The sequence below is a fragment of the Turicimonas sp. TL08 genome (assembly GCF_054660695.1).
The window spans coordinates 1-26,711 of record NZ_BAAGDP010000011.1 but is presented as its reverse complement, the minus strand read 5'-3'; the positions used below and the strand labels follow the sequence as shown (position 1 = coordinate 26,711).

The window sequence follows — 26,711 nt, the reverse complement described above, 5'->3', positions numbered from 1 at the left end:
GTTTTTGGGAATGAATTGAAGTAAAGGCTAAGACCCCAGCCATTGACTGTCAATCATTATGCATTATTTCCATCCATGAGTCCCAAAAGAAATCTGCAGGTTTTCGATAAACCAAATCTAGAGACTTCCTTCTAAAATGGAAGATTACTGGCTTTTCATCTCACCTCAACTTCTAAATAAAAATTTATAGGTCAGACAATGCAATACACCAAAACGTACGACTCACCTTTAGGAAAAATTCTTTTAGCAGCCGACGAGCAAGGACTAACTGGCTTATGGTTTGACAAAGAAAAATACTTCGCACGAAACCTTGATCCTGAGCACAAACCGGCTGACCTCCCGGCGCTAAAGGAAACCTGCCGCTGGTTGGATATTTACTTTTCGGGAATTGAGCCAACATTTACGCCACCTTTACATATTATCGGCACGCCTTTCCAAAAAGAGGTTTGGCAAATCCTTCTTCAGATTCCGTATGGAGAAACGGTAACCTACGGTGATATTGCACAGCAAATCGCATCCAACAGAGGAGTGGAAAAAATGTCAGCCCAAGCGGTGGGAGGAGCTGTTGGACACAACGAAATTTCGATCATCATTCCTTGTCACCGTGTAGTCGGAGCCAACGGATCGTTAACAGGATACGCAGGAGGAGTTGATAAAAAGAATTTTCTTCTAAGATTAGAAGGAGTAGATGTATCGAGATTTTCTATTCCTACAAAAGGAACAGCGATCAAGTCCGAATGGTAAAACAAAAAGAGGCTCCGGATTTTCCAATAGCCTCTTCATTCAAATATTTGAGAACTGGCCAGTAGCAGGCCAGTTGATTTTTTAATTTTTCAGTTTTTCTTTGAGCAACTCTTCGGCTTGCTCGTAAGGTACTTTTTCGGTATTCATGTCGCGGCGGTTGGTGTATTCCACTACCCCGTCTTTAAGCCCTTTGTCTCCGATGGTGATGCGATGAGGAACTCCGATAAGTTCCCAATCGGCAAACATCACGCCCGGTCTTAAGCCACGGTCATCGAGGATAACATCAACGCCGTCGGCTTTGAGCTTGTTATACAGAGCATCGGCCTTTTCTCTGACGGCTTCGCTCTTGTCGTACCCCAAAGCGCAGATAACAACTTCAAAAGGCGCCATGGCTTTCGGCCAAATGATTCCTTTGTCGTCGTGGTTCTGTTCAATAGCAGCACCTAAAAGGCGAGAAACACCAATTCCGTAGCATCCCATGTGAATAATCTGAGGCTTGCCGTTTTCGTCCAAGTAAGTAGCCTTCAACGGTTTGGAATAACGTTCGCCTAAGTAGAAGACGTGGCCGACTTCAATGCCTCTCTGCATAGTCAGTTTACCTTTTCCGTCCGGAGACATATCGCCTTCAACGACATTGCGAAGGTCAACAACTTGGGTCGGTTCAGGCAGATCACGACCCCAGTTAACACCGGTAATGTGATATCCCTCTTTATTAGCACCGACAATAAAGTCGCTCATGTTGGCAACGGTAAGGTCAGCAATAACCGGAACATCTTCAGGCAATCCGACCGGTCCTAAATAACCCGGCTTGCTTCCGAAGGTCTTCATGATTTCTTCGTCAGTGGCAAAACGATAACCGCCTTTAAGAATATCTATTTTGCCTGCTTTCACTTCGTTCAAAGAGTGATCGCCGCGGACTAACAAAAGCACGACTTTAGCCGGAAGTTCTTTACCTTCTTCATCTTTCTGGTCAATAGCCAAAACGATGGCCTTGACGCTCTTTGTCAAAGGAAGACCAAGGTACTCGGTCATGGTTTCGCACTTTTCTTTACCCGGCGTAGCAACCATCTTCATTTCTTCAGTTGGTTCAGCTCTCTTTTCGATAACGGATAAAGCCGGAGCCAATTCAATGTTGGCTGCGAAATCGCTTTCCGGGCAGTAGACGATGACATCTTCTCCGGTATCGGCGATAACTTGGAATTCTTGAGACAAATTGCCGCCGATAGCGCCGGAATCGGCTCTTACCGGTCTGTAGACCAAACCAAGTCTGTCAAAGATCTTGCAGTAAGCGTCGAACATCTGTTTGTAGCTCTTTACAGCCTGTTCTTCATTGCGGTCAAAAGAATAGGCATCTTTCATGACAAACTCACGACCTCTCATCAAGCCGAAGCGAGGACGTCTTTCATCTCTGAACTTGGTTTGAATTTGATAGAAGTTGACAGGCATCTGCTTCCAAGAATTGATTTCCTGTCTAGCAATATCAGTTACTACTTCTTCAGAAGTTGGCTGGAGTGCAAATTCTCTTCCATGTCGGTCTTTGAGGCGAAGCAATTCATCGCCGTATTTCTGCCAACGGCCGCTTTCCATCCATAATTCAGCGGGCTGCACCATCGGCATAACGATTTCCAAAGAACCGGCTTTATCCATTTCTTCACGGATAATTTTTTCAACTTTCTTTAATGTCCTTACGGCCAACGGCATATAGTTATAAATACCGGCGGCTTCTTTACGGATCATTCCTGAACGGAGCATGAGCTTCTGGCTCACAATCTCAGCGTCTGCAGGAGCTTCTTTCTTTGTCGAAATATGAAACTGACTTGCTCTCATTGTGTGGACTCTAATATTTTGAGTAACTTTAAACCTGAGCAAAAATCACATCGGAATGCCTTTATATATAATGCTCAGGCGCAAAGTGTTTATTTTAATTTAAGTTTATGCTCGATAGAGAAGGATATCGGCCGAATGTCGGCATCATTTTGGCCAATCCGCTTAAACAGGTCTATTGGGGGAAAAGACCCCGTCAACATTCCTGGCAGTTCCCGCAGGGCGGCATCAACAGAGGTGAGACTCCTAAAGAAGCCATGCTCCGAGAACTATGGGAAGAGCTGGGCTTAACTTCTGACAAGGTAAAAATTATTAACAGCACCAAAGACTGGATTCGTTATGACGTTCCGGAACGCTGGGTTCGTCGAGACCTCAGAGGCATCTATCGCGGACAAAAACAAATCTGGTTTTTACTTGAGCTTACCGGTAAAAACATCGATATCGACATCAACGCCACCAATCATCCTGAATTTGAAGCCTGGAGATGGAACAATTACTGGGTTCCTTTAAGAGACGTTATTGAATTTAAGCGCGAGGTATACAAGAAAGTTCTGTTAGAGTTCGCGCCCTCTTTGTTTACTTCTCATCGAGATCTGACGCCCCCTGAGAATTGGGGAAAAGTTGAAGGCACTTCCCGTTTCCGCAGATAGTGCCTTCCAATTAAGATTAATTCGCTGACTGGATTACGACCATATTGTCGTGGTGAATAAGTTCCTGCCGTTCGATATAACCAACAGTCTCTTCAATTTCGCTACTATGTTTTCCTTTCAGCTTTCTCGCTGTCTCCGCAGAGAAATTCGAAAGGCCTCTGGCAACCTCTTTGCCTTCTTGGTCAAAACAAGAAATTACTTCGCCCTTCAAAAATTCTCCTTGAACGGATTTCACACCGATTGGCAGGAGGCTCTTGCCTTTTCTGATGGCTTGAACTGCGCCTTCGTCGATCACGCAGTAACCTTTGAACTGAAGGTGGTCCGCCATCCATTGCCGGCGCGCTGAAAGAGGTTCTGATTCGCTTACTAACAAGGTCCCTAAGGATTCACCTTCAGACAAGCGAACCAAAACATCCGGAATTCTTCCGCTGACAATAACGGTTGAAGCCCCGCTTCTAGCGGCACGCTTTGCGGCTAAAATTTTAGTCAGCATTCCGCCTTTCCCGATAGAGGATCCAGCTCCCCCTGCCATCGATTCCAAATCGGCAGAGCCGGCTGCGGCACGTGAAATCAGTTCTGCATTCGGATCATTGCGGGGATCAGCGGTAAACATGCCTTCCTGATCAGTCAAAATAACCAGAATATCGGCATCTACCAAGTTGGTCGTCAGCGCCCCTAAAGTATCGTTATCTCCGACCTTAATTTCGTCAGTAATGACCGTATCGTTCTCGTTGATAATTGGAACCGCTTTGAGTTTCAAAAGGGCAAGAAGCGTGTGACGAGCATTCAGATAGCGTTCACGGTTAGCTAAGTCAGCATGGGTAAGAAGCAATTGAGCTGCGACCAGATCGTGAGCAGCAAAACACTTCTCGTACGCGTGGGCCAAACCCATTTGTCCTACTGCTGCACAAGCCTGCAATTCATGAATTTCCGTTGGTCGCTTTTCAAAGCCTAATCTAACGACACCTTCAGCAATGGCGCCGGAGCTCACCAGAATCACTTCCTTACCCTGTTCCTGGAGATGTCGGAACTGACTGACCCAACGATTAATAGCCTCTTGGTCCACTCCTTTCCCTTCATTGGTAACAAGAGAGGACCCGATTTTGACTACGATTCTTTTAGCTTTTTCCCAGATCTCTTTATTTTCTTTCATCGCCTTCGATTTCTTGAGCATTCTCCTCATCTTCATCGAAATCATCGATGACAGGCTCGGAGTCTTCGATTAGCATCTGCCGCTGTTGCTGCAAATCTTCGGAGATAGCTTTAACTAAAGTGTCGCAGCCTTCTCTGGTAGCAGCTGAAATCGGGAAAATAGGTGTTTCATCACCAAATTCCCTGCGGTACTTGGCAATGACCTCTTCTCTCTCGTCTTCGGGCACTAAGTCCATCTTATTAAGCACCAACCAACGAGGTTTATCAGCCAAAGCCGGATCGAAATTATAAAGTTCTTTCACGATGGCACGGGCTGCTGCTATTGGATCAGTAGTTTCATCAACAGGAGCAACATCAATAACATGCAAAAGCAGGCTGGTTCTAGATAGGTGTCTTAGGAAGAGATGTCCCAAACCGGCACCCTCGGAGGCACCTTCGATTAATCCAGGAATATCTGCAATAACAAAGCTTGTTTCCGGACCAACTCTGACAACACCCAAATGCGGATGCAAAGTAGTAAACGGATAATCAGCAATCTTTGGTTTTGCATTAGAAACTGCGGAAATCAAGGTAGATTTTCCTGCATTCGGCAAACCCAATAGGCCGACGTCGGCAAGAACTCTCAGCTCAAGGTTGAGTTCTCTTTCTTCACCGGGTTCTCCCGGTGTACATTGGCGAGGAGCGCGGTTTGTTGAAGATTTGAAATGCAAATTGCCGAGACCGCCTTTTCCTCCTTTTGCAAGCAGAGCTCGCTGCCCGTTTCTATCTAAGTCAGCAATGACTTCACCTGTGTTTTTATCCGTAATAACCGTCCCTACAGGAACCTTCAGTTCAATATCAGGTGCGCCTTTGCCGTAGCAGTCACTTCCACGACCGTTTTCTCCGTTTTTAGCTAAGAATTTTCTGGTGTAGCGATAATCAATAAGAGTATTGATATTTCTATCTGCAACCGCGTAAATGGAACCTCCTCGGCCTCCATCTCCACCGTCCGGACCACCTTTCGGAATAAATTTCTCTCTTCTAAAAGAGGCAACGCCGTTGCCGCCCTTTCCGGCTTTAACTTCTATTCTTGCTTCATCAACGAATTTCATGATTTAACAAATTTTCTAATATGCTTAACGATTTCTCAATGATAGTCAAAAAATGAGACTCGCCTCCTAACTTTTGCCTACTCTAGTGCACACAGGTTCCGGAAAAAGAGGAGAGGCAGCGGTTTGGAGAAAGATCTATAACAGTCCGAAGCAATGCCGCTCGAATGGTCCAAACAAGATTATTGCAGCACTACCAAAAAGAAATAGTGGAAAACAAAAAGGAGGCCTGTAAAAGAACCTCCAAGAAAAACAAAAACCTCAGACCAACTAAGGAATGAGGTTTTAGAGTCGAACCTGAGATTAAGCTACAGGAACAACATTCACATAATGACGGTTAAGGCGACCGTGAACTACGAATTCAACCTTACCTTCAGCCTTTGCGAACAAAGTGTGATCACGGCCCATGCCTACATTTTCACCAGCATGGAAATTTGTGCCGCGCTGACGGACGATGATTGCGCCCGGCTTGATCATCTGTGAACCGAAAACCTTAACGCCCAAACGCTGTGCATTGGAGTCGCGACCGTTTCTTGTGGAACCGCCACCTTTCTTATGTGCCATTTCAAATACCTCTTATCAAAAATCAATTAAGCAGAAATCTCATCAATCTTGAGTTCTGTGTAGTTCTGACGGTGACCGGCACTCTTGATGGAGTGTTTACGGCGACGGAACTTGAAAATACGAACTTTTTCATGACGGCCATTGGCGACAATAGTTGCTTTAACTGCTGCGCCTTCGATTGTAGGAGCGCCAACTTTCATACCAGCGTCATCTTTAATAGCGAGAACTTGTGTAAGTTCGATCTGGGAACCTACTTCTCCGGCCAAGGACTCGACGCGGAGCTTATCGCCAACAGCAACAGTGTACTGTTTGCCGCCGGTCTTAATAATTGCGTACATAAAAACCTCTTCACTTCAATGCAGTCCACGATCTGCTGAAGCCTTTTTGTGTGGTAAAAGAGTAATTCGTGGAACGTGCGATTATTACACAACTTTCCTCTCAAATCAAACAGTAAAGTAAAAAAATAGAAAAAATCCTTAGCAGCTCGAGAAATCCACTAGAAACAAAATAGAAGAAAATCTGACTTCGTCCATGTGCAAGAGCCTTTTGAAGAAATCAGTCTGTCTGCGGCTTATCGAAAAGGCTTCTTTCTGCCAACAGTTAAATGTCGCGCCAGTTGAAGACTTCATGTTTGATTATGAAATTTTTAGAAGAATTTTCATTCCTCAGCTGCTTTTGAAGCAATGCAAGTCCGCAAAAGGCTACAAACTCCGGTTTATCCTGCATGATTTGCTTCACCGTAAGTCTGGCCTGACTTTTGTCAATCAGCATTAGATGAACGTCCGCGTCCTCTGCTGCCTTGCGCACAGCCTCTGCAAAAGGCGCAGTTCTTTGATCTTTTACGGTCCAAAAAAGTGTGATCGAACCATGTTTGTTCTTGGCTGCTGCTTTGAGCCATGCATTAAAAGGCGCAATTCCTATTCCGGCGGCACACCATGACTGAGGCTCTTTCGAAAAAATCGGGATGAACTCTCCCCAAGGACCTTCAACCTCGACAATATCTCCTGTGTGCAACCTCTCTAGGAGGGACTTGGTAAAGTCGCCTGACTTCTTAATCCACAGTGTTACTTCGTCATTGTTAAATTCCGCAATAGAAAACGGATGGCCTTCCTCCCCCGCAAGATGCAGAAACATAAACTGTCCCGGCAGAACTTCTTTTCCCAAAGGAGTTTTCATTTTAAGACGAATGCAGTCGCTGCCAACTTCTAAGATGGAAGTAACGCTTGCTTTTATCTTTTTTTGCCAACCGGGTCCCTTTCTTAAGAGGTTGATGCTTGCCCATAATCCCACGACCGTAATCGCAACGATACTTAGACCAAACGGCATGTAAAAATCGGACACTTTCATCAAGCGCAGAGAATGCAAACTCAGAAATATGAAAACCCAAGCAAAAATAGAGTGGATTTTTAGCCAGCGTTTATAAGGAATCTTCTTCGTTAGACAAAGAAGCACAAGAATCAAAGCTATCCAAGTAAGCCATACGGAAGACTCTTTTGCCACAGTTCGGCTCATAGACCACACCAAATCCCAAAAAGCTGGATCGGCGAGCACCTCTTTTTTCGGTGGTTTTGGAAGCGTCCAGATAAGTCTTAAGATCGGACCAAAGATGTCTTTCACAAAGTAATGTACAAAGGCCATTGCAACGGCTGCAAACCCGAGCCATTTGTGAAAAACATACAATCTGTCGAGCGGTAAGCGAAAAACCTTTTCAATCCAAGACGGCCGAGCAGCGATGACAAGGCAAATGGCCATCCACAACCAAGCAATTGCGCCGGTAATATAAAAAATCTCATGAGTATAGGAGCGGGCGTCAAAGTTCGGCGGAAAACACCACAAGCCAAGAATCCAAAAAATGAAAAGTGAAATGGTCAGGATTGAAGTAAGTATCATTTTTCTTTCCTTGCAAAACGTCTTCAATTCAAGTTTAAGAATGGGAATCCTTGAATTCAAAGTCTTTCATCAGCCATTTGTTTGAAAATTTTAAAATTGTTTGGTTCCGTAAATTTTCCAAGCAAAACAATTAAGGCAATTCTGATACTTAATAATTCATACTTTGATGATTCACGTTCAATCCAATAAGCAATTACGTGTATTCAAAAATCTTTCAAACTCAAATTAATGTTTTGCCTCACGGAAATTTACGAAAGACATTGTTCTCTCACTCCGGAGCTGACAGTATTCTGTTTTTCTTCCAGTCATCAGAGAGTTGGACACAGCAGGCGGTAAAGGAATGACGGCAAAGTAATCTGATGAAATCTGCAAAATCCGGCTGAGGAATAACTATTCAAACAGAGTGTTCTCCAGTTATGTCCACTGAATTTTTTTTACTTTATATGCAAAACATTTTGTATAGAAGAAATATTATTTCATAATATAAAAACAATTTCACAATAAGCAAGATTTAACAACTAAACACAATTTTAAAAGAGCCTAAGTTCTTCGTTTTGACGACCAGACCATTTACTTAGAAATTAACTGAGCGTCAAACCATTTCAGGGAGTTTTTTAAATTATTTGTCAGGGTAAACCTCTACAACTATTATCTAAAAGAAGTAAGAAACTATTAATTTTTTATCTAACCCATAGAGGAGATACCTATATTTTCTTCTATTATTTTTTTGAAAGCGCAACTTTCAACCCCATCAACTTAACGAAAGAAGGGCTATATGAGAAGTAAAAGACCTTTATATAAAACCCTGTACTTCCAAGTTATTTGCGCCATCATTATCGGCGTACTTTTGGGATATTTTTACCCCGAGCTTGGTGCCCAGATGAAACCTCTTGGCGACGGCTTCATCAAATTAATCAAAATGATCATTGCTCCGGTAATTTTCTGTACCGTTGTTATCGGTATTGCCGGAATGGAAGACATGAAAAAAGTCGGTCGTGTCGGTGGCTATGCGCTCCTGTACTTCGAAGTGGTATCTACCTTCGCTCTGATAATCGGCTTATTGATGGTCAATCTCCTCTCCCCCGGCTCAGGGATGCATGTCAATCCGGCCACTTTAGACATGTCGGCTGTCTCTGCCTACACCCAGCATGCTTCTTCCCACTCTACCGTTGACTTCTTTATGAACATCATTCCGTCAACAGTAGCAGGTGCCTTTGCATCAGGAGACATTCTCCAGGTCTTATTCTTCTCTATCCTTTTTGGCTTTGCCTTACAGAAAATGGGAGGCCAGAAATCTCAGCTTTTCCAGTTAATTGACAAAACCTCGAAAATTCTTTTCTTGATAGTCGGCTGGATCATGAAAGTTGCCCCTATCGGCGCATTCGGCGCAATGGCTTTCACGATTGGCAAGTATGGTATTTCTTCCCTGCTTCCTCTGGCCAAACTAATGGGTGCTTTCTATTTCACCTGTTTCATCTTCATCTTCGGAGTTCTTGGAGCTATCTGCCGAAGCCATGGTTTCTCTCTTATTAATTATTTGAGATATATCAAAGACGAACTTCTCATCGTACTCGGCACTTCCTCTTCTGAATCCGTCCTTCCGAGAATGATGGTCAAAATGGAGCATGCCGGCATCAGCAAGTCCGTCGTCGGCTTGGTTATTCCGACCGGCTATTCATTCAATCTTGATGGAACAGCTATTTATTTGACAATGGCAGCTGTGTTTATCGCTCAAGCCTGCGACATCCAGATGACGCTCTTCCAGCAGCTGACTCTTCTTGCAGTCCTTCTGTTGACAAGCAAGGGTGCAGCCGGCGTCACCGGCTCCGGCTTCATTGTCCTTGCCGCTTCTCTTTCCTCTGTCGGCGATGTTCCGGTTGCAGGATTGGCGTTGATTCTCGGCATCGACCGTTTCATGAGTGAAGCACGTTCCATTACCAACATGATCGGCAACGGCATTGCCTGTATCGTAGTCGGCAACTGGGTCAAAGAGGCTGACATGGAAACCGTTAAGAAACACACTCACCCGGCTTACATCCATCTAGCTGAACAAGCATTGGAAGCTCTCGAAGGCAAAAAAGCACAAAACCTAGAACCTACCGCCTAATATTTATTCAGCAAAGGCCGCTTTCGCGGCTTTTGCTGTATACGAAACCTTAAGAAGCTGCGCGATTTAGCGCGATTGTAAGTAAAGTTGCTGCACCTACAGAAATCGCCTTGTCGTTAAAGTCAAACATAGGATGGTGAACACTGGCAGAGTGCTTCTCATCTTTCATACCGAGACGGAACAGACATCCTGGCCTAGCTAAAAGCATAAAGGAGAAATCTTCTCCCCCGCAGGTTCTATGCCACTGCTTCACGTGCTCTTCGCCCAATAATTCTTTAGCATAACCGGAAGCCTTTTCGACCAGCTCAGGAGTATTAAACATCGCCGGGTAAAGCTTGGTGTACTGAACTTCGGCCTCCATATCATTTGCAAGAGCAGTTCCTTCTGCAACCTGCTTCATTCTCCTAATAATTGTTTCCTGAACTTCCGGTTCAAAAGATCTGGCAGTTCCCGATATCTTTGCCTCTTGTGGAACGACGCTCGGACCATCTCCAAATCCGCTTTGAATGCATCCGGCAGAAACTACCGCGGTTTTCATCGGATCCACACTTCTAGCTACAATCGTTTGGAGTGCCAATACACATTCACAAGCTGCCACCAGCGGATCTTTTGTCATATGAGGACGAGAGCCGTGCCCGCCTTTTCCTTTGAAGGTGATTTCAAACTTGTCGGCATTTGCAGTAGCGTATCCGGGAATAAAACCGACATCGCCGAGATTAAGGCTTGGCTCGGCATGAAGTGCATAAAACTCATCGATACCAAATCTTTCTACCAAGCCGTCAGCAATCATGTGTTTTGCACCGGCAAAACCTTCTTCTCCGGGCTGAAAAATAGCGATTAATGTTCCAGCAAAATCTCGATGCTGGGCTGCATAATGGCAAAGCGTCAGAAGTGTCGCGACATGCCCGTCATGCCCGCAAGCATGCATTTTTCCTTTGACTTGACTTGCCCAGGGAGCACCGGTTTTTTCTTCTAACGGAAGTGCGTCGGAGTCTGCGCGAAGTCCGATGGTTTTACCTGGTTTTGTCCCGTGGATAACAGCAACTACGCCGGTCACATCTTTTCCTCCAACATACTCATACACTTCATTCAAAGAAAAAGAGGCAAGAGCTTTCGTTATTTTCTCTTGAGTTTTATGTAAGCAAAGACCAAGCTCCGGTTCTTCATGAATTTTGTGACGGATATCCATGCCGATCTTTGCGCTCTCTGCCATTTGTTCCGGCTTAATTAATATTGTCATTAGTCGTGCTCCTAGAGAAAAAAGGTTTTGAGAATTCGAAGTGTAGCAACCGCCAGAGCCGCATATTCATATTTGATAGATAGGTGATTCCCTTCGATTTTAAGAAGATAAAGATTTTGTTGATTTCAGAGTAACAAATTTTTGTCTGCGATATTTTCTGTTTCCAATCTCAAACTTAGACTCAAAACCTCTTTTTTACCTCTTCACTCCCAGAAAAAATTCGGTAATATGCATTGGTTGAGAACTAGGAGGAGGAGCAATGTCACACGTTGCAGAAACAGTAAAACAGATAATTGAACCCGTCGCTTCTGATTTAGCTGAAGTCGAGAAAGCGGTACTTAGCGATCTGCAAAGTGATATTCCTCTGATAAAGAAGATAAGTGATTACATTGTTTCTGCCGGCGGCAAAAGAATGCGACCTTTGATTCTTATCCTTATTGCCAGAGCACTGGGCTATCAAGGAAAAGAACATATATTCCTAGCGACGATGATCGAATATGTCCATACTGCCAGCCTGCTGCATGACGACGTCGTCGACGAAAGCGATCTCAGACGGGGAAAACCAACAGCTTGCTTTAAGTGGGGAAATTCAGCTGCGGTTCTGGTAGGCGACTTCATGTACTCCCGCGCTTTCCAATTAATGGTCAAAACTAAAAACCTCCGAATCTGCGAAATCGTCTCCGGTGCCGTCAATCGAGTCTCCGAAGGCGAGGTAATTCAGCTTCTTAACATTCACGACACCACTGTAGACGAGAAACGCTACTTTGAAGTCATTGAAAGAAAGACCGGCGTTCTATTCGAAGCAGCAGCCCGGATGGCGGCAACGATTGGAGGAGCAACCAAAGAAGAAGAGGAAAAGCTCACCGAGTACGCCTTAGCCTTAGGAACAGCCTTCCAAATTATTGATGATGTTTTGGATTACCGAGGAGACGAAGGAAAAACCGGCAAAGCCTTAGGTGCAGATTTGCGTGAAGGCAAAATGACGATGCCCTTGATCTATGCATTAAGGAAATGTTCAGAGGAGCAGGCCAAAGAAATTAAAGAAGCAGTTAAACGAGGCGAAGGAGATCTCAACTCCATTACTCGCATTCTTGAAGAGACAGGAGCAATTGAAGAGTGCGTACTCACCGCAAAACAAATTGTTTCTTCCGGAATAGATGCAATTTCTTTCTTAAAACCTTCCCTTTATAAAGAATCTTTGATAAAATTGCTCTCCTTGACTGTGGAGAGAGATTTATAATTCCCCTAAACAGTTAAAAAATGTCGGAGTATAGCTCAGCCCGGTAGAGCACTGCGTTCGGGACGCAGGGGTCGTAGGTTCGAATCCTGTTACTCCGACCATTTTTATTTATTTCTAAGAATTTTCGGAACTTAATCAATTTGAGTTTCTTGGAATTCCTCTTGGAAAAGCGTCGGAGTATAGCTCAGCCCGGTAGAGCACTGCGTTCGGGACGCAGGGGTCGTAGGTTCGAATCCTGTTACTCCGACCATCCTTTCCTAACTTCTTTTACGAACCTGTCTGGTAAAAAAGTTTCTTTCTATCTGCGATTCTTAATTTCTCCAAATTACACTCTCGCTATGGCTTAACTATTCGAAAAAGAATGGAAACATTAATTAATTTATGGCACTCGATGCCGCCGGTCGCTAAAACGGTTCTCCTGCTTCTGATTTCTAACACTTTCATGAGCTTTGCTTGGTACGCTCATTTAAAGAATCTAGGCAGCGCTCCCCTTTGGGTGGCAATTGTAACCAGTTGGCTTATCGCTTTTTTCGAATATATAGTCATGATCCCGGCTAACAGAATCGGGTTCGGCTCTTTGTCCCTCGGCCAACTGAAGATTCTCCAGGAAATCGTTTCTCTGTCTATCTTCGTTCCGTTTGCAGTGCTGTATATGAAAGAGCCGCTCAAGCTGGATTACCTCTGGGCGGCTCTTTGCATGTTGGGTGCGGCTTACTTTATTTTCCGCGACCACGTTTAAAAATTAGTATCCGGGCTGAAGCATATGGCTCGGATTAACGAAGCTATCGAATTCCTCGGCGGTACATACTCCCAAGTCAAGAGCGGCTTGTTTAAGAGAAATATTGTCGTGGTAGGCTTTCTTTGCTACTTTTGCCGCATTTTCATAACCCACTAGCGGTGCCAACGCTGTAATTAGCATCAAAGAGCGCTCAACATTCTCTTTTAATTTATCCGGGTTTGCTGTTATCCCCTCAACGCAGTGAACTGCAAAAGAATTCTGTGCATCAGAAAGCAAACGAATGCTTTGATCGAGGTTATAAGCAATCAACGGCAAGAATACGTTGAGCTCAAAGTTACCTTGAGAAGCTGCAATGCCAACTGCATTATCGTTTCCCATCACCTGTACGGCGACCATAGTCATGGCCTCACTTTGTGTCGGGTTAACTTTACCGGGCATAATGGAAGAGCCCGGCTCGTTAGCAGGAAGATTGATTTCACCTAAACCGCAGCGAGGTCCTGACCCTAGCCAGCGGATATCATTGGCAATTTTCATCAGATTAGCCGCTAAGGACTTCAGCGCTCCATGCATAAATACGGCACCGTCCTGCGATGTAAGGGCATGGAATTTATTCGGTTCGCTGACAAACCTCTCGCCTGTCATTGCGGTTAATTTTTCACATACTTTGGTCCCGAATCCAAATGGAGAATTCAAACCTGTTCCAACAGCCGTCCCCCCGATAGCTAATTCACGGCAAAAACGCAGTGCGGCGTTGATTTGTTCAGCATTATGGTCAAGCATCGAAACATAGCCGCTGAATTCCTGACCTAAAGTCAGAGGTGTGGCATCCTGCAGGTGAGTCCTTCCGATTTTGATTAAATCTTTGAATTCCTCAGCCTTACGATTTAAAGCTTCACGGAGTGTTTTAACCGCAGGCAACAAGCGGCCAGTAACTTCCAGAACCGTCATGATGTGCAGTGCGGTCGGGAACGTGTCATTAGAAGACTGAGACATATTGACCTGATCGTTTGGATGAACAACTTCATCTTTGCTCAGTCTGTCTTTAAATCGAAAATCTCCGTTAAGAATTTCGGTAGCACGATTTGCGACCACCTCATTCACATTCATATTGGTTTGCGTACCGGAACCCGTCTGCCAAACGGCTAAAGGGAAATTCCCGGGCAACGCGCCGGCAAGCAATTCATTGCAAGCCTGGACTATGGCATTTTTGCGCTTTTCATCCAGCTTACTAAAGTCATAATTAACTTCTGCACAGGCTTTCTTCAAATACAGCATGGAACGAATCAGAGATTCCGGCATCTTTTCGATACCAATTCTGAAGTTCTCAAAACTTCTTTCCGTTTGGGCTCCCCAATATTTGCTGTCATCAACTTTTATGTCGCCTATGGAGTCATGCTCAATGCGGTAATCTATCATTTTGTTCTCTCTAACAGGACAAATTTCAACGTTGGACTCAATCTCCAAACGCCTTTAATGTTTTTCTGAGTCTACCTTGGTCCGGAGTCTTCGATTAAATAAAAAGTCCAAACTTGGTACCTTTATCGGACCGATTCTCAACCAGCCCAGGTGTTTATTGCGAATTTGAGCATCGCTATTGCAACTAGTCCATCAAAATGAAAATTAGAAACATTATTGAGATGAGAGAATCAGTTCTTCTGCAAGAGCTTTTGATAGCTCCCATCGATTGCGATGGTTCCAATGAAGGAAGTAAAGAAAATTCCAACCACTGCAACGGAAAGTACCAGATGCCCGCAAGGAAGTCCCATTGCTAACGGGACGGAACCGATGGCAGCTTGCACGGTCGCTTTCGGAAGATAAGAAAGAACGCAAAACAGTCGTTCGTTAAAATTGAGATTGGTGCCCAGCAGGCTCAAAACAACCCCTAAAGAACGGAGCAATAACCCAATACACACAATCCAAAGTGCCGCGAGTCCGGCGTTTAGGGTATAGCTGATGTCAATTGCAGCCCCTACCGTCACAAATAAGATGACTTCAGCTGCCAACCACAATTTGCTGAACTTTTCTGACAGTCTTTTGGTGACAGCAAATGAAGCTTTGAAATTCAAAGTGCACGCCATGCTCATCACTGCAAAAAGTCCCGAAACGCTGACAATTTCTTTGGTCCATCCTTCCAGAGCAATAAGGATAAAGGCTACCCCTAGGACTACCATTACTTTAAGGCTGTTCCGGACGTAGTGCTTTACAGCGTAAGCGGTTTCAAAGAACCAACTGAGCAGCAATCCGGCCCCGACACCGACCACCATTCCAAGAACCAACGAAATCGGCACTTGAATGAAGTTCCCGAGTTCCGTATGTCCGGCCTGAGTAAAGCCAAGAAATGTGGAGAAAAGCATGATGACGAAAACATTATCCAGCCCTGCTCCGGCCATAATCATTTGAGGAATGCTTTTCTCCGTTCCGTAGGCACGGTTGGTCAACATCACCATTCGAGGAATAACTACTGCAGGTGAAACGGCAGCTAATACGGAACCCATTACCAACGCTTCGAGTTTCGAAATGCCGAAGAAATAAGGTGCAAAAAAGAAAAAGGCAGCAATTTCGAAAAGTGCCGGAATGCAGCCGAGCAAGAAGAGCGGACGTTCAACCTGCTTAAGTTCTGAGACTTTTATGGACAGTCCTGCTTTGATAATGATGATGACCAACGCCAACTTCCAGAGGTCCGGCGATATGCTGAGGATTTTAGGATCCAACAAATTGAGAGCCTGCGGTCCGAGCACAATACCTGTAAGCATCATGCCGATGATTGCAGGTACTCTTATCGCTTTGCAGGCAGCCCCGATTGCCAAACCAAAAAGAAAAATAAGTGCCAGTGAGGTAAGCATCTATCCTAAAATCTCAGAAGTGAACGTTCATCTCAAAAAATTCTACTCGCTGCCTTATTTCTTTTTTGCAAAAAGACCTATTTTTGAATCTTATATCCACGCTGCATAAGCAAAACCGCAAAAGCCGCAGACCCAATTGCGCATACGGAGACAACACTTAGACTTATCCATGGATTGAAATCGCTTTGCGAAAAGAAACCATAGCGGAATCCGTCAACGATGTAGAAAAACGGATTGAATTGGGAGAGAGTACGCAAAGTTCCCGGTAATTGCTGGATGGAATAGAAAACCCCGGATAAGAAAGTCAACGGAAGAATAACGAAACTTTGAAAAGCTCCGATTTGATCGAACTTATCGGCCCACAAACCGGCTAACAACCCCAGAGAGCCCATCAGAACCGCACCCATAAATCCAAAGACTACGACCCATAAAATATGATCTACAGGAGGAGCTGACCAAAAAACGGAAACCAGCAACACTCCGGCTCCCACTATCAGTCCTCTGGCGACGGAAGCTCCTATCATCGCCAATCCAAGCTCCCACCCTGCAAAAGGAGGCAGTTGAATGAAAATAAGGCTTCCCATAATTTTTGCCGAGAGCATGGAAGATGAGCTGTTGCCGAAAGCGTTCTGCAGCAGAGACATCATGACCAGGCCCGGAACTAGGAAGTGAATATAACTTACGCCTTCGAAAGTCGGCATACGTCCTCCAAGCACTTGCCCGAAAACGACCAAATACAGTGCTGCCATAAGGATCGGTGCAAAAATCGTTTGAATCGCAATCTTCTTAAAACGCAGGACTTCTTTTTCCAACAAGGTAAGGAAAGCGGCACCTCGGCTGTATGGTTTTGGGTCTATTTTGAATTGTGTCATTTGCCTGTAATCCTTATGAAGGCTTCTTCGAGATTTGCTTTTCCAATTTCAAGTTTTTCCGGCATTAAGCCTGCTTTTGAAAGCTCATTTAAAAGCGAGTGCAAGTTTTCCGGACTGCCGTAGGCCGTACAGTAAGACCCGTCAGAAAGCTTCGTACAATTGATAGAAAAATCCTTCGGCAGTTCACTTGGCAAAGAAAACAAAATGCGTTCTTTAGAGTATTCCTGGAGCAAACTTTGAGTGTTCTCTAAGGTCACAATTTTTCCATGATTAAGCAAAGCGACATTACGGCAAAGCTTCTCTGCCTCTTCCAGATAATGTGTCGTAAGAATAATCGTATGGCCCTTTCGGTTAAGGTCTACCATGAATTCCCACAGACGATGACGCAGTGCGATATCCACGCCCGCCGTCGGTTCATCGAGCACAATCACCGGCGGCTGATGAACCATGGCCTGGGCAATCAAGACGCGTCTTTTCATTCCACCCGAAAGGCTCATCACACTGGAGTTTTTCTTATCGGATAGATCCAAAACATCCAACAGCCGTTCAATCCATTTCTGATTGCCGCGAAGACCGAAATATCCGCTCTGCAGACGAAGCGTGTCGTAAACGGTAAGAAAAGGATCAAATGTGATTTCCTGAGGGACGATGCCCAAGCACATTTTGAATTGACGCCATTGCGTTTCTAGATCAAAACCCAACGCCTTGATTGTTCCTGAGTTCGGCTTAACCGTCTTTGCAAGAACTCCGATAAGCGTACTCTTGCCGGCACCGTTCGGTCCTAACAGACCAAAAAAATCGCCTTGTTCTATTGTGAAGGAAACTTCACGCAAGGCTTGTTTCGGCTCGTTTCCTCGATAAAAGGTTTTTGAAACTTTTTCTAACGAAAGAGCCGGTAAAAGAAATTTTTGACTCATATACAAAACAAAATTAACCCCGCCTTAAGTCTTAGTTGAGTAAACGAGGAAATAATTGGAAATAACTTTTTTCTAAAATTTAAAAATTCACTCTTTATTCTTGCCTAACTAAATTTAGTTTAAGAATCATATAGTTGTCATTATCAAAAATACACCACCTTTTCGTTTACTAGGGAAATCTCTAATGAGAATGATAATTACTTAATAGAATTGTTCAATTAATATTGCTCTTAATGATAATCATTCTCATTCAGTTTTAAAAGCAGAATCTATATGACAGTAATCAGCGGCGTCTCATCGGACAAAACGAAGATCGTTAAATTTAACAAGATGATGAGAACAGACTCTGACTCTCCTTCTTGGAAAGCCAACATATCTGACAATCCACTTGTCGAAGCATTTCCTGAGTCTATCGATATTCATCCCGGCCTGCAAAGCAGTCCGATTGCCCCGGCTCAAGTTCAGTCAACTCTTTCCGATTTGACTTCCCGCAAACGTACCAGAAGGACAGTTGCCTACATCAATGTACCTTATTGCGAAACAAGGTGCCTATACTGCCTTTTTTATATCAAGCCTTACAGAAACAAAGAAGAAAGCAAGGCCTACGCCGACACTCTTATCAAAGAACTTCAGCTTTGGGCCGACAAACCAATTCAGCAAAACGAACCTGTGCATGCGGTTTATTTCGGCGGCGGTACGCCCACAGCTCTTGAAGCCGCTGATATCGAACGCGTCATTAAAGCGGTTCGTCAGTACCTTCCGCTGGCTAATGACTGTGAAATCACTTATGAAGGCAGATTATCCGGCTTCGATGCGGAGAAGATGGAAGCGGCGGTACAAGGCGGTGCAAACCGTTTCTCCTTAGGCGTACAGACTTTTGACACCAAAGTTCGCCAAGCTGTCGGCCGCCGTTCGACTAAAGAACAGCTTATTGCTCAACTAAGCCGCCTCACCCGCTTCAACCAAGCAGCTGTCGTTATCGATTTGATTTACGGCTTCCCTTTCCAAACCATGGGAACTTGGAAAGAAGATCTCGCCATCAGCCGTGAATTAAACCTAGACGGGGTTGACTGTTATCAGCTTCGCGTTTTTGAACGCTCTCCGCTGTTTAAGTACATTGCCAACGGAAAACTTCCGGCCGGTCCGAATCACGAGCTTCGTGCCCATATGTTCGCTGAAGCGGTGCAAAGCATGAGAGAAGCGGGATGGAGCCGTCTATCCATCAGTCATTGGGCGGCAAATACAAGAGAACGCAACTTCTACAACTATTACGCCAAAACCCGTTCTGACTGTTTAGCTTACGGTCCGGGAGCCGGCGGCAATATCGACGGCTATGCATACATGATGGACAGAACTCCGGATACTTGGAAAAAAGCGGTAGAAGAAGGCATCAAACCGGTCTCTATGATGCTTGAGCCGGCTCCGCATTGGCAATTATGCCGAGCCGTTGCAGAACAGCTTGAACTTAACTTCTTAGATCCGTCGAGATTAGCTGCTGAATTCACTCCTCAGCTCCTCTACGTTTTTGAACCGCTGGTAGAAAATTGGACCCATGCAGGATTGCTTAGCCCAATCGGAAGCCGCTATGAGTTGACGGTTGCCGGCCAATTCTGGCAAGGCCGCATGAACCAACATCTTCTTAATCAGATTAAATCTCTTCTCTAATATCATGAAAAACATTGTCAAACTAAGCGTTCTTTGCGCCGCTACTTTAAGCGCATACTTGTCCCTGTCTCATGCCCAAGAAGTGCATAAGACCGGTGAAGTCAAGGTTACAGCAGGCCGAGTTGAACAGCAGCTTCTTGATATTCCGATGAGCGTTTCCGTGCTTACCGCGGAAGAAATTCGTGATTCTTCCGCAAGAAATATCGGAGAACTGTTAGCAGACGTTCCCGGCGTAGAGGTTGGAGGCGATGGTTCCCAAGGTCTGAAACGTATCAAAATCAGAGGAGAAAACGAATACCGCAGCCTAATTCTCATCGACGGCCAGAAAGTCTCCGAACATAAGTCTATGTCGGGCCCTGCCCTTCTCATTGACCCTTCCTCCGTTGAAAGAATTGAAGTGATTAAAGGCCCTGCCTCAGTACTTTACGGGTCGGATGCTATCGGCGGTGTTATCAATATCATTACCAAGAAAGGCTCTAAAAAACCTTTTGAGGCGGAGGCCTCTGTCGGCTGGAACGGTGCAGGACACGGCTGGAGCGAATCCGTTTCCCTAGGCGGCAGTGCAAAAGGATTTAAATATCAATTGGATGCCGGCTATCAAAGCCACGGCAACATCAAAACTCCGAAAGGTTATCAAAAGAATACCGACTTCCGCCAAAAGAACCTCGGTGCCTTCTTGAGCTATGACCTGACAGATAATTTCACGGTCGGCATGCATGCGGACATTTTTGATTCCAAAATCAATTCTTCCAGCTGGACCTATGTGAACGACCCGGATTCCGACTTCTTCGTCAAAATTCCGAAATGGAGAAGAGACAAAATTAGCCTGTTTGCCGAAGTCAAAGATGTCAACGAGTATCTGACTAGATTGCGAGTTGACGGCTACTGGCAAAAAAATCACAAGCTGATGCAGAACTACGTGAGCCAATCTTCGAAGAGCCCGAAATCTTCTACAAACGTCATCACAGATTCTCATGCTGACAACAGGATTAAGACTCTAGGAACCAGCCTGCAGGCGGATTGGCAGTTAGGAGACAACAACTTTCTTATTACCGGTTATGAATTTGCTCAGGATCGCTTGACGGCAAATACCGAGGCTGATTTTACAATGTCCATGAGAATGACCGGAATGCCTCGCCCGATGCTTGATCAAGCTTACGTTACAGACCGTTATGTAAAGGGCAAAGAAACGACTAACGCGATTTTTGCCGCGATGGAAACCACGCTGCCCTATGACTTATCTTTGAATTACGGGGTACGTTATACCTGGGTCAGTTCTGAACTTTCCAAGGCAAGCTCTTTCCGAAACGGTTATAAAACTACTCCGGCGGGAACCACGATTTTCAACAACACTCCGGTCAATGATTCAGGGACTCCCGGCAGCGAAAACAACAGCCGTCCTGTTTTCAATTTAGGCGTGATTTGGAAAGGCCTGGACAACACTTCCCTGCGTGCTCAGTGGGCCCAAGGATTCCGTGTCCCTAACCTGCAGGAAAAATTCTTGATTAACAGCATGGGAGGCGGTACCGTCTACGGCAATCCAAACCTCAAACCCGAGAAGTCCAATAATTTTGAAATCGGAGCCCGCTACAGCACTGATTTGATGGATATCGATGCGGCTTTGTTTTACAACCTCTCCGATGACTATATTTCCACAGAAATCGTCGGTGATGCTGATAGTGGTATCAGTCGATACGTCAATGCCGATAAGGCAAAGACATTCGGTTCGGAACTTTCTCTTAACCTGAGAGCAACGGAAAATCTTAATCCGTATTTCTCTCTGTCCTGGATCAAGAGAAAAACCGAATGGGCTGACGGTACCTCAACCTACGCCTCGGGCACCCCTGAATTCACCGCTCGTTACGGTCTGCGAACAAATTACCCGCTCTTTAACGGCAAATGGACAACGGATACTTATTTGAGAAGCAGTACCGCGAAGAAGTCGTACTCACTCTCGACTAAAGAAACCACTCGTATTGCAGGCTACACCACCTTGAACTTTGCAACCGCTTATCACTTCGGTCCTAAGCAAGCCTATAGCGCAAACTTTGAGGTCCTCAATATTACTAACCAGCTTTACGGTTATGAGACCTCCATTTACGAGCCGGGCAGAAGATTCAACTTCAAGCTGACAGCCCGTTATTAATAAAGATGTAATTTATTCCGCTGAAAATCATGACAACAATGACTTTAAAAAAGGCCCGAACATCGCGCCTAGCAGACTTCTGTGGGAGGTGGTCTGCCCGTGAACTTATCATCATCGGCGTTTTTGCTGCGACGGCAAAAGTCTCTACCGTGCTAATTGCCATGGTTGGAGGCGGAATGAATCCTCTTTCGCTGCTGCTAAAGAATATGGTTTTTACCACTTTGCTGGTGGTAATGCTCTTCAAAGTCTGCAGACCCGGCACTCTCTGCCTTTTTGTCATCGTCAGCTCAGTGGTGAACTTTCTGCTCCTCGGCGGAAATTTAACTTTAATTCCGCCGATGCTTTTAGCAGCTGTTATTGCTGAGCTTTTGATGCGTTTGATTCAAAAGAACAACCTTCCGGGAGCCGTTTATTGGGGTGTCGGCTGCTTTGATTTACTTTGCAAATTCGGCTCTCTCGGCATCTCGTTTTTAATGATGCGTGAATCTCCGGCCATGATGGCTGCGGTAGCACCCATAGTCATCATCGGCTATATCGGTTCTTTAATCGGCCTGTGGACAGGCAGCAAATCAATTAAGGAGTTGCGACATGCAGGCCTCATCCGTTCCTAATTTATCTCTGCTTAACTCAGTGGACATCCGCGTCAAGATGATAATTACGGCTCTGGCATCCGTGATGACAGTAGCCATCTCTTCCCTTCACGCACAGTGCTTTCTTTTTGGAACGTCATTTTTGTATTTATTGATGATCAGAAGGCCTAAGCTTGTCCTTGTGTCATACCTTCTGTTCTTGATCATGATGGCCATTGCTTGCGGGTTCGGTTTATTGTTAGCGCATTTTGTGCCTATGATGGGAAAAGGCATGGAGCTGAAATCTTTGGCCGCTCCGTTCATGAGAGCGTTCACAATGCTCAATGTCGTACTGCCTCTGGCCTTCACAGGCAGACTCCAGCAGATTCTGAATTCGCTGCAGAAGCTTAAATTGCCCTTCGTCATTTATCTTCCTGCCGCCGTCATCGTTCGTTTTATTCCAACGTTTACTAACGACATTAAACAAATCTGGGAATCGCTCAAAATCCGTGGTTACCGCATCAATCCTTGGACAATGACGATTCATCCCTTTCAGACGACTCGACTTCTTTTTACACCGCTCTTAATCAGAGCCTTAAAAACAGGAGATGAACTCGGCATTGCCGCAGAACTCAAAGGTCTTAACGCAAATACTTCTGCCATCAAGAAGGCTCCGCAGTCTTTCACTAAGAAAGACTACGCCGCCGTTTCTTTGACCGTGGCTGTCCTTATTGCCGCCGTTATTCTGCAAATTTATTTTCCGAACACTTCACCGGCCCTGATGAAATAATGATTGAATTAAAGAACGTAACTTACACCTATCCGCACAGCGACAGACCTGCCCTGAGCAACCTTTCTTTTATGGTCCGTCCCGGAGAGGCAATTCTCGTCACCGGTGTCTCCGGATGCGGCAAATCGACGCTTATCAGGCTGATTAACGGGCTGTGTCCTCATTATTACGGAGGCAACGTAGAAGGCACCATTTGCATCGATGGAAAAGACAATCTGCGGGAAAAGCTCTGCGATATTTCGCACCGAGTAGGAACTTTGTTCCAAAATCCGGAAAGCCAATTTTTCGCTTTAGGAGTTGAAGAGGAGATTTCCTTCATTTCGGAATGCAAAGGGCTGCATCCGGAGGAAATCCGAACAAAACTCTCACAAACCGCAGAGCGTTTTAGTTTAAAACCGTTTCTTAAAAACACTATTCATGAACTGTCGCAAGGGCAAAAACAGAAAGTTGGCCTTGCCTCTCTCATGATGGAACCTCTGAAGGCCTTAATCCTGGATGAACCCACAGGGAACCTGGATCCGGAAGCAACCCTGGAATTGGCCGAAGAAATCAAAAAACTTAAAGCTCAGGGCGTTGCCATTCTGATTGCAGATCACCGTCTGTACTGGCTCAAAGATGTTGTCGATAAAGTGATCGTCTTGGAAAAAGGTAAAGTGGTTCGGGAAGGCATCTTTTCGGATTTAGATACTGAATTTAGAGAAAAATACGGCCTGAGAAAACTCGAAGTCACGGACAAGCGCCGTCTTCTACCGGCCAAAATGTCTTCGGGCAAACCTATCATGAAGATTTCTAAGCTGAGTTTTTCCTATCCTCGCCAGCCTGAAATCATCATGGACGCTTCTCTCGAGTTCCAGCAAGGCATCTGTGGAATTTTCGGAGACAACGGTGCAGGCAAAACAACTTTGGCACGGCTTATTACCGGCCTGAATAAAGCCAAATCCGGCACTTTTCAGGTTAAAGGGAAGACAATCCGTCAAAAGGACTGCTTAAAGCACGTCGCGGTTGTTTTACAGAATTCTGATCATCAGCTCTACATGAGAACCGTCTTCGAGGAATTGAGAGCCAGCTTGGAAGCAGCCGGATGCAAAGGCGGCAACGATGCAGCCGAAGAGCTTCTTGGCATCTTCGATCTGCAGGAGCTAAGAGACCGCCACCCGCACTCTCTTTCGGGAGGTCAGAAACAAAGACTCGTTATCGCTTGTGCATTTGCCAAAAAACCAGATGTCATTATTCTCGATGAGCCCACTAGCGGCTTAGACGGAGCCAATTTAAAAAGGATTGCCGGCGCCCTCAAGAAACTGTCTTCAGAAGGCAAAGCCGTCCTTGTGATTACCCATGATTTAGAGCTGGTAGATCTTATCTGTGACACTGCTCTACATTTACCGCTGTCAGTTCAAACTGCCAACCAACCTTTTATTAATTGATTTATAGGATTTTTATGACAAATAAAGGCCCACAGCAAGTTATTCAAGAAGTTATCAACTCCGGCCGTCCGGTTACTTTGGACTCTTTGGCCTCCGCACTGAACTGCTCGGCCCTTGAAGCGGCACATCACCTGCCTAAAGAAACTTGTACTTTTGCTCCGGGAGAAGATTTTGAAAAAGTTTGGGAAAGCATTTCTCAGTGGGAAAAAGCAACATTTATCGTGATTGCAGGAGAAAACGTCATTGAAGTAGAAACCAAAGTGGCTTGCGGCAAAAAAGCCATGGGTTACTACAACTTGATGGGCGGTAAAAGCCCGCTGCAAGGCCACTTCAAATACGAAAACATTATTGAGATCGGGTTTATCACCATGCCGTTTATGGGAAGAGAAAGTCATTTTGTCGCCTTCTTTGATAAAGACGGAAAATGCGCTTACAGCTTTTATGTCGGCCGAGAAAAGCATAAATTAATCGAATCTGCAAAAGAGCAGTTTTTAGCTCTTCAATCTTCTTTTAGGTGATTCGATATGAAAGTACTCGTTGCATATTCCAGCATTACAGGCAATACGGAAAAAATCGGTAAAAGTATTGCGGAAGCCATTCCTAATAACGAATGCGTCAAGCTTCCTACCGACAAAAAAGCTGAAGACTATGACTTAGTATTCTGCGGTTTTTGGTGCGACAAAGGGGTTCCCGACAATGATTGGAAGCAATTCTATGAATCCACTGGTTCGGTTCCGGTCGCTGTTTTCGGCACCCTCGGAGGCGATCCGCACAATGAAGGCGGAATGAGATTCCTTCAGAAAGTCAAAAATGAAATTCATAAACCGTCTTTGCTTGATCTGCGTTTGTGGCAAGGAAAAGTCGATCCGAAAATCGTTGAAATCATGACTCGTATGTCAGGAAAACCAATGACCGAGGAACGCAGACTGAGACTGGAAGAAGCAAACAAACATCCGGACAGCAAAGATTTAAGAGAAGCCGCTCAGTGGGCATTTGAGATTTTCAAATCCCGACAAGCATAGGAAAGAAGATGAACTTTAAAGAGATATATGACCTCATCGGAGGCGCCGGAGTGATGTTGATTTTGGTCGGCATCGCCGCTTGCTACATTACCATCTGGAATGTGATTTATCTGCAAGGCGTCTTGCGCCGGTTCAAGAAGTCCAAGATTGGAAAAGACCGCTCTTCCTCTCAGGAACTTCATGACAAATTCGGAGCTAGCACAAATCCGTTGATTTGTATTGTGCGCGACATCGTCACAACTCACAGTGCTCACTCTGAAGATATCCGCGCCGAGGTCTCTTATCTCTTTCATAAAAACTTCAAGCCGGTTAATAATGCATTGACATGGCTCAAGCTTTTCGCAGCCATCTCCCCGCTGCTTGGACTACTCGGTACGGTCCTAGGAATGGTTCAGGTTTTTAAAACCATCGCCGCAAGTGCCTCACCGGATTCTGCTCTCTTAGCTGCGGGGATTTGGACAGCTCTCATTACCACAGTAATGGGCCTTGTGGTTGCCATCCCGGCTCTTATGGCCTACTACTATCTTTTCCTTAAAGTTAAAGAAATGAGGATTGAAGCTGTGGAATACAGTTATCGAGCTATTGAACTGGCCAAGCCTGTTTCTCCAGCTTCCGTTGTTTGCGAACATCCGAAGGCTTCCTGCGTACTCCGTGGAAAACAGGCCCTCTCTGCCTAGGAACAAAATTCATGTTTGATGATTTAGATGAAGAACCGAAAGTCGATTTGACGCCTTTAATTGACGTCATTTTCATGCTTGTTATTTTCTTTGTCATGACCATGACTTTCAGCAGGCCAGTCATTGATTTGACATTACCAGCCGCTGAAAATTCTTTGGTTCAGAAAAGCAATCAGGAATTGGTTCTGCAGGTCAATGAAGCAGGAACCATTCTCTGCAATGACAAGGCTCTTTCTAAGGAAGAGCTGCCTGCCTTTCTTGATGAGCACCCTGAAGGGCTTCTTACTCTCATGATTGACGAAAAAGCCCCTTTCCAAAGCTTCGTCTGGATCGTAGATGTTGCCAAAGTAAAACGGGAAGGACGTTTCGTTATCGGCACCAGAAAAAATACTAGCGGCTAATGGTCAACCACCCCGGGCTAAAAGCCCGAGGCTTGCAAAAGTCTGGTTGACCAGCTTCAGTCAGCAATGCTGACTACGTTGCAAAGAGGTTCAAGACTCACTCCGGGGTGCTTCCTCAGCTCCGGACCCTGAAAGTTCCGAAAGCAG

25 protein-coding genes and 2 tRNA genes are annotated in these 26,711 nt (G+C 45.1%); 16 read left to right on the top strand and 11 right to left on the bottom strand.

The features are described 5' to 3' along the window. The first annotated feature begins 198 nt into the window (after window positions 1-198). Window positions 199-744, top strand: coding sequence for a methylated-DNA--[protein]-cysteine S-methyltransferase (locus ACYQ4O_RS07060; protein ID WP_308513669.1), 546 nt, complete (start codon window positions 199-201; stop codon window positions 742-744). 81 nt (window positions 745-825) lie between these two features. On the opposite strand, the gene ACYQ4O_RS07055 is transcribed toward ACYQ4O_RS07060, so the two are convergent. Next, window positions 826-2,571: a proline--tRNA ligase gene (locus ACYQ4O_RS07055; protein WP_308513668.1), complete on the bottom strand. Its 1,746-nt coding sequence runs from the start codon at window positions 2,569-2,571 to the stop codon at window positions 826-828. A 107-nt stretch (window positions 2,572-2,678) separates the two neighbouring features. On the opposite strand from ACYQ4O_RS07055, the gene ACYQ4O_RS07050 reads away from it, so the two are divergent. After that, window positions 2,679-3,218, top strand: coding sequence for an RNA pyrophosphohydrolase (locus tag ACYQ4O_RS07050; RefSeq protein ID WP_308513667.1), 540 nt, complete (start codon window positions 2,679-2,681; stop codon window positions 3,216-3,218). A gap of 16 nt (window positions 3,219-3,234) precedes the next feature. On the opposite strand, the gene proB is transcribed toward ACYQ4O_RS07050, so the two are convergent. The 5 genes from proB to ACYQ4O_RS07025 form a co-directional block, all read right to left on the bottom strand. Continuing rightward, a complete protein-coding gene (proB, locus tag ACYQ4O_RS07045) occupies window positions 3,235-4,371 on the bottom strand; it encodes a glutamate 5-kinase (protein ID WP_460175227.1) in 1,137 nt (378 codons plus the stop codon). Further along, window positions 4,358-5,461 (bottom strand): GTPase ObgE, encoded by a 1,104-nt coding sequence (gene obgE / locus ACYQ4O_RS07040; protein WP_302944741.1) that lies wholly within the window; start codon window positions 5,459-5,461, stop codon window positions 4,358-4,360. Before obgE ends, proB begins: the two co-directional genes overlap by 14 nt. Before the next feature lie 300 nt (window positions 5,462-5,761). Further along, the gene (gene rpmA / locus ACYQ4O_RS07035) at window positions 5,762-6,022 is read right to left on the bottom strand and encodes a 50S ribosomal protein L27 (protein WP_277031075.1); all 261 of its coding nucleotides are present in this window, start codon (window positions 6,020-6,022) and stop codon (window positions 5,762-5,764) included. A gap of 26 nt (window positions 6,023-6,048) precedes the next feature. Further along, window positions 6,049-6,360 (bottom strand): 50S ribosomal protein L21, encoded by a 312-nt coding sequence (gene rplU / locus ACYQ4O_RS07030; protein ID WP_066595037.1) that lies wholly within the window; start codon window positions 6,358-6,360, stop codon window positions 6,049-6,051. Between the two features lie 262 nt (window positions 6,361-6,622). Further along, entirely contained in the window at window positions 6,623-7,912 is a 1,290-nt protein-coding gene (locus tag ACYQ4O_RS07025; RefSeq protein ID WP_460175183.1) for a ferric reductase-like transmembrane domain-containing protein, read from the bottom strand. A gap of 775 nt (window positions 7,913-8,687) precedes the next feature. On the opposite strand from ACYQ4O_RS07025, the gene ACYQ4O_RS07020 reads away from it, so the two are divergent. Beyond that, window positions 8,688-10,019, top strand: coding sequence for a dicarboxylate/amino acid:cation symporter (locus tag ACYQ4O_RS07020; protein WP_308513665.1), 1,332 nt, complete (start codon window positions 8,688-8,690; stop codon window positions 10,017-10,019). Between the two features lie 49 nt (window positions 10,020-10,068). On the opposite strand, the gene ACYQ4O_RS07015 is transcribed toward ACYQ4O_RS07020, so the two are convergent. Continuing rightward, the gene (locus tag ACYQ4O_RS07015) at window positions 10,069-11,259 is read right to left on the bottom strand and encodes a M20 metallopeptidase family protein (RefSeq protein WP_308513664.1); all 1,191 of its coding nucleotides are present in this window, start codon (window positions 11,257-11,259) and stop codon (window positions 10,069-10,071) included. 259 nt (window positions 11,260-11,518) lie between these two features. Between ACYQ4O_RS07015 and ACYQ4O_RS07010 the strand changes: the two genes are divergently transcribed. The 4 genes from ACYQ4O_RS07010 to ACYQ4O_RS06995 all read left to right on the top strand — a co-directional run bounded on the left by ACYQ4O_RS07010 (window position 11,519) and on the right by ACYQ4O_RS06995 (window position 13,238). Beyond that, entirely contained in the window at window positions 11,519-12,499 is a 981-nt protein-coding gene (locus ACYQ4O_RS07010) for a polyprenyl synthetase family protein (protein ID WP_308513663.1), read from the top strand. A 24-nt stretch (window positions 12,500-12,523) separates the two neighbouring features. After that, window positions 12,524-12,600: transfer RNA gene (locus tag ACYQ4O_RS07005), tRNA-Pro, on the top strand. A gap of 72 nt (window positions 12,601-12,672) precedes the next feature. Further along, a tRNA-Pro gene (locus ACYQ4O_RS07000) sits at window positions 12,673-12,749 on the top strand. 111 nt (window positions 12,750-12,860) lie between these two features. Continuing rightward, complete coding sequence (locus ACYQ4O_RS06995) at window positions 12,861-13,238, top strand: DMT family protein (RefSeq protein ID WP_066596006.1); 378 nt, start codon at window positions 12,861-12,863, stop codon at window positions 13,236-13,238. 3 nt (window positions 13,239-13,241) lie between these two features. Here ACYQ4O_RS06995 and fumC read toward each other — a convergent pair whose 3' ends face one another. The 4 genes from fumC to ACYQ4O_RS06975 form a co-directional block, all read right to left on the bottom strand. Next, complete coding sequence (gene fumC / locus ACYQ4O_RS06990) at window positions 13,242-14,654, bottom strand: class II fumarate hydratase (RefSeq protein WP_374041565.1); 1,413 nt, start codon at window positions 14,652-14,654, stop codon at window positions 13,242-13,244. Window positions 14,655-14,884: 230 nt separating this feature from the next. After that, window positions 14,885-16,081, bottom strand: a complete 1,197-nt coding sequence (locus ACYQ4O_RS06985) for a cation:proton antiporter domain-containing protein (protein ID WP_460175182.1) — start codon at window positions 16,079-16,081, stop codon at window positions 14,885-14,887. A gap of 77 nt (window positions 16,082-16,158) precedes the next feature. Beyond that, entirely contained in the window at window positions 16,159-16,953 is a 795-nt protein-coding gene (locus tag ACYQ4O_RS06980; protein WP_308513660.1) for an ABC transporter permease, read from the bottom strand. Continuing rightward, the gene (locus tag ACYQ4O_RS06975; protein WP_460175181.1) at window positions 16,950-17,870 is read right to left on the bottom strand and encodes an ABC transporter ATP-binding protein; all 921 of its coding nucleotides are present in this window, start codon (window positions 17,868-17,870) and stop codon (window positions 16,950-16,952) included. The genes ACYQ4O_RS06980 and ACYQ4O_RS06975 overlap by 4 nt, the downstream gene beginning before the upstream one ends. Window positions 17,871-18,143: 273 nt before the next feature. Between ACYQ4O_RS06975 and hutW the strand changes: the two genes are divergently transcribed. Genes hutW through ACYQ4O_RS06930 form a run of 9 tightly spaced genes read left to right on the top strand, consistent with a single transcriptional unit; the run spans window position 18,144 to window position 26,564 of the window. Continuing rightward, complete coding sequence (gene hutW, locus ACYQ4O_RS06970; protein ID WP_460175180.1) at window positions 18,144-19,535, top strand: heme anaerobic degradation radical SAM methyltransferase ChuW/HutW; 1,392 nt, start codon at window positions 18,144-18,146, stop codon at window positions 19,533-19,535. 4 nt (window positions 19,536-19,539) lie between these two features. Beyond that, on the top strand, window positions 19,540-21,681 hold the full coding sequence (locus tag ACYQ4O_RS06965; protein ID WP_460175179.1) for a TonB-dependent receptor plug domain-containing protein: 2,142 nt from the start codon (window positions 19,540-19,542) through the stop codon (window positions 21,679-21,681). A 29-nt stretch (window positions 21,682-21,710) separates the two neighbouring features. After that, window positions 21,711-22,292, top strand: a complete 582-nt coding sequence (locus tag ACYQ4O_RS06960; RefSeq protein ID WP_460175178.1) for an MptD family putative ECF transporter S component — start codon at window positions 21,711-21,713, stop codon at window positions 22,290-22,292. Next, entirely contained in the window at window positions 22,270-23,040 is a 771-nt protein-coding gene (locus ACYQ4O_RS06955; protein ID WP_460175177.1) for an energy-coupling factor transporter transmembrane component T family protein, read from the top strand. The genes ACYQ4O_RS06960 and ACYQ4O_RS06955 overlap by 23 nt, the downstream gene beginning before the upstream one ends. Then, window positions 23,040-24,464 (top strand): ABC transporter ATP-binding protein, encoded by a 1,425-nt coding sequence (locus tag ACYQ4O_RS06950; RefSeq protein WP_460175176.1) that lies wholly within the window; start codon window positions 23,040-23,042, stop codon window positions 24,462-24,464. Before ACYQ4O_RS06955 ends, ACYQ4O_RS06950 begins: the two co-directional genes overlap by 1 nt. A gap of 14 nt (window positions 24,465-24,478) precedes the next feature. Next, a complete protein-coding gene (gene hutX, locus ACYQ4O_RS06945; RefSeq protein ID WP_460175175.1) occupies window positions 24,479-24,982 on the top strand; it encodes a heme utilization cystosolic carrier protein HutX in 504 nt (167 codons plus the stop codon). A gap of 6 nt (window positions 24,983-24,988) precedes the next feature. Next, complete coding sequence (locus ACYQ4O_RS06940; RefSeq protein WP_460175174.1) at window positions 24,989-25,486, top strand: flavodoxin family protein; 498 nt, start codon at window positions 24,989-24,991, stop codon at window positions 25,484-25,486. An 8-nt stretch (window positions 25,487-25,494) separates the two neighbouring features. After that, window positions 25,495-26,163, top strand: a complete 669-nt coding sequence (locus tag ACYQ4O_RS06935; RefSeq protein WP_308513651.1) for a MotA/TolQ/ExbB proton channel family protein — start codon at window positions 25,495-25,497, stop codon at window positions 26,161-26,163. 11 nt (window positions 26,164-26,174) lie between these two features. Further along, window positions 26,175-26,564, top strand: coding sequence for an ExbD/TolR family protein (locus tag ACYQ4O_RS06930; RefSeq protein WP_460175173.1), 390 nt, complete (start codon window positions 26,175-26,177; stop codon window positions 26,562-26,564). Window positions 26,565-26,711: the final 147 nt, after the last annotated feature.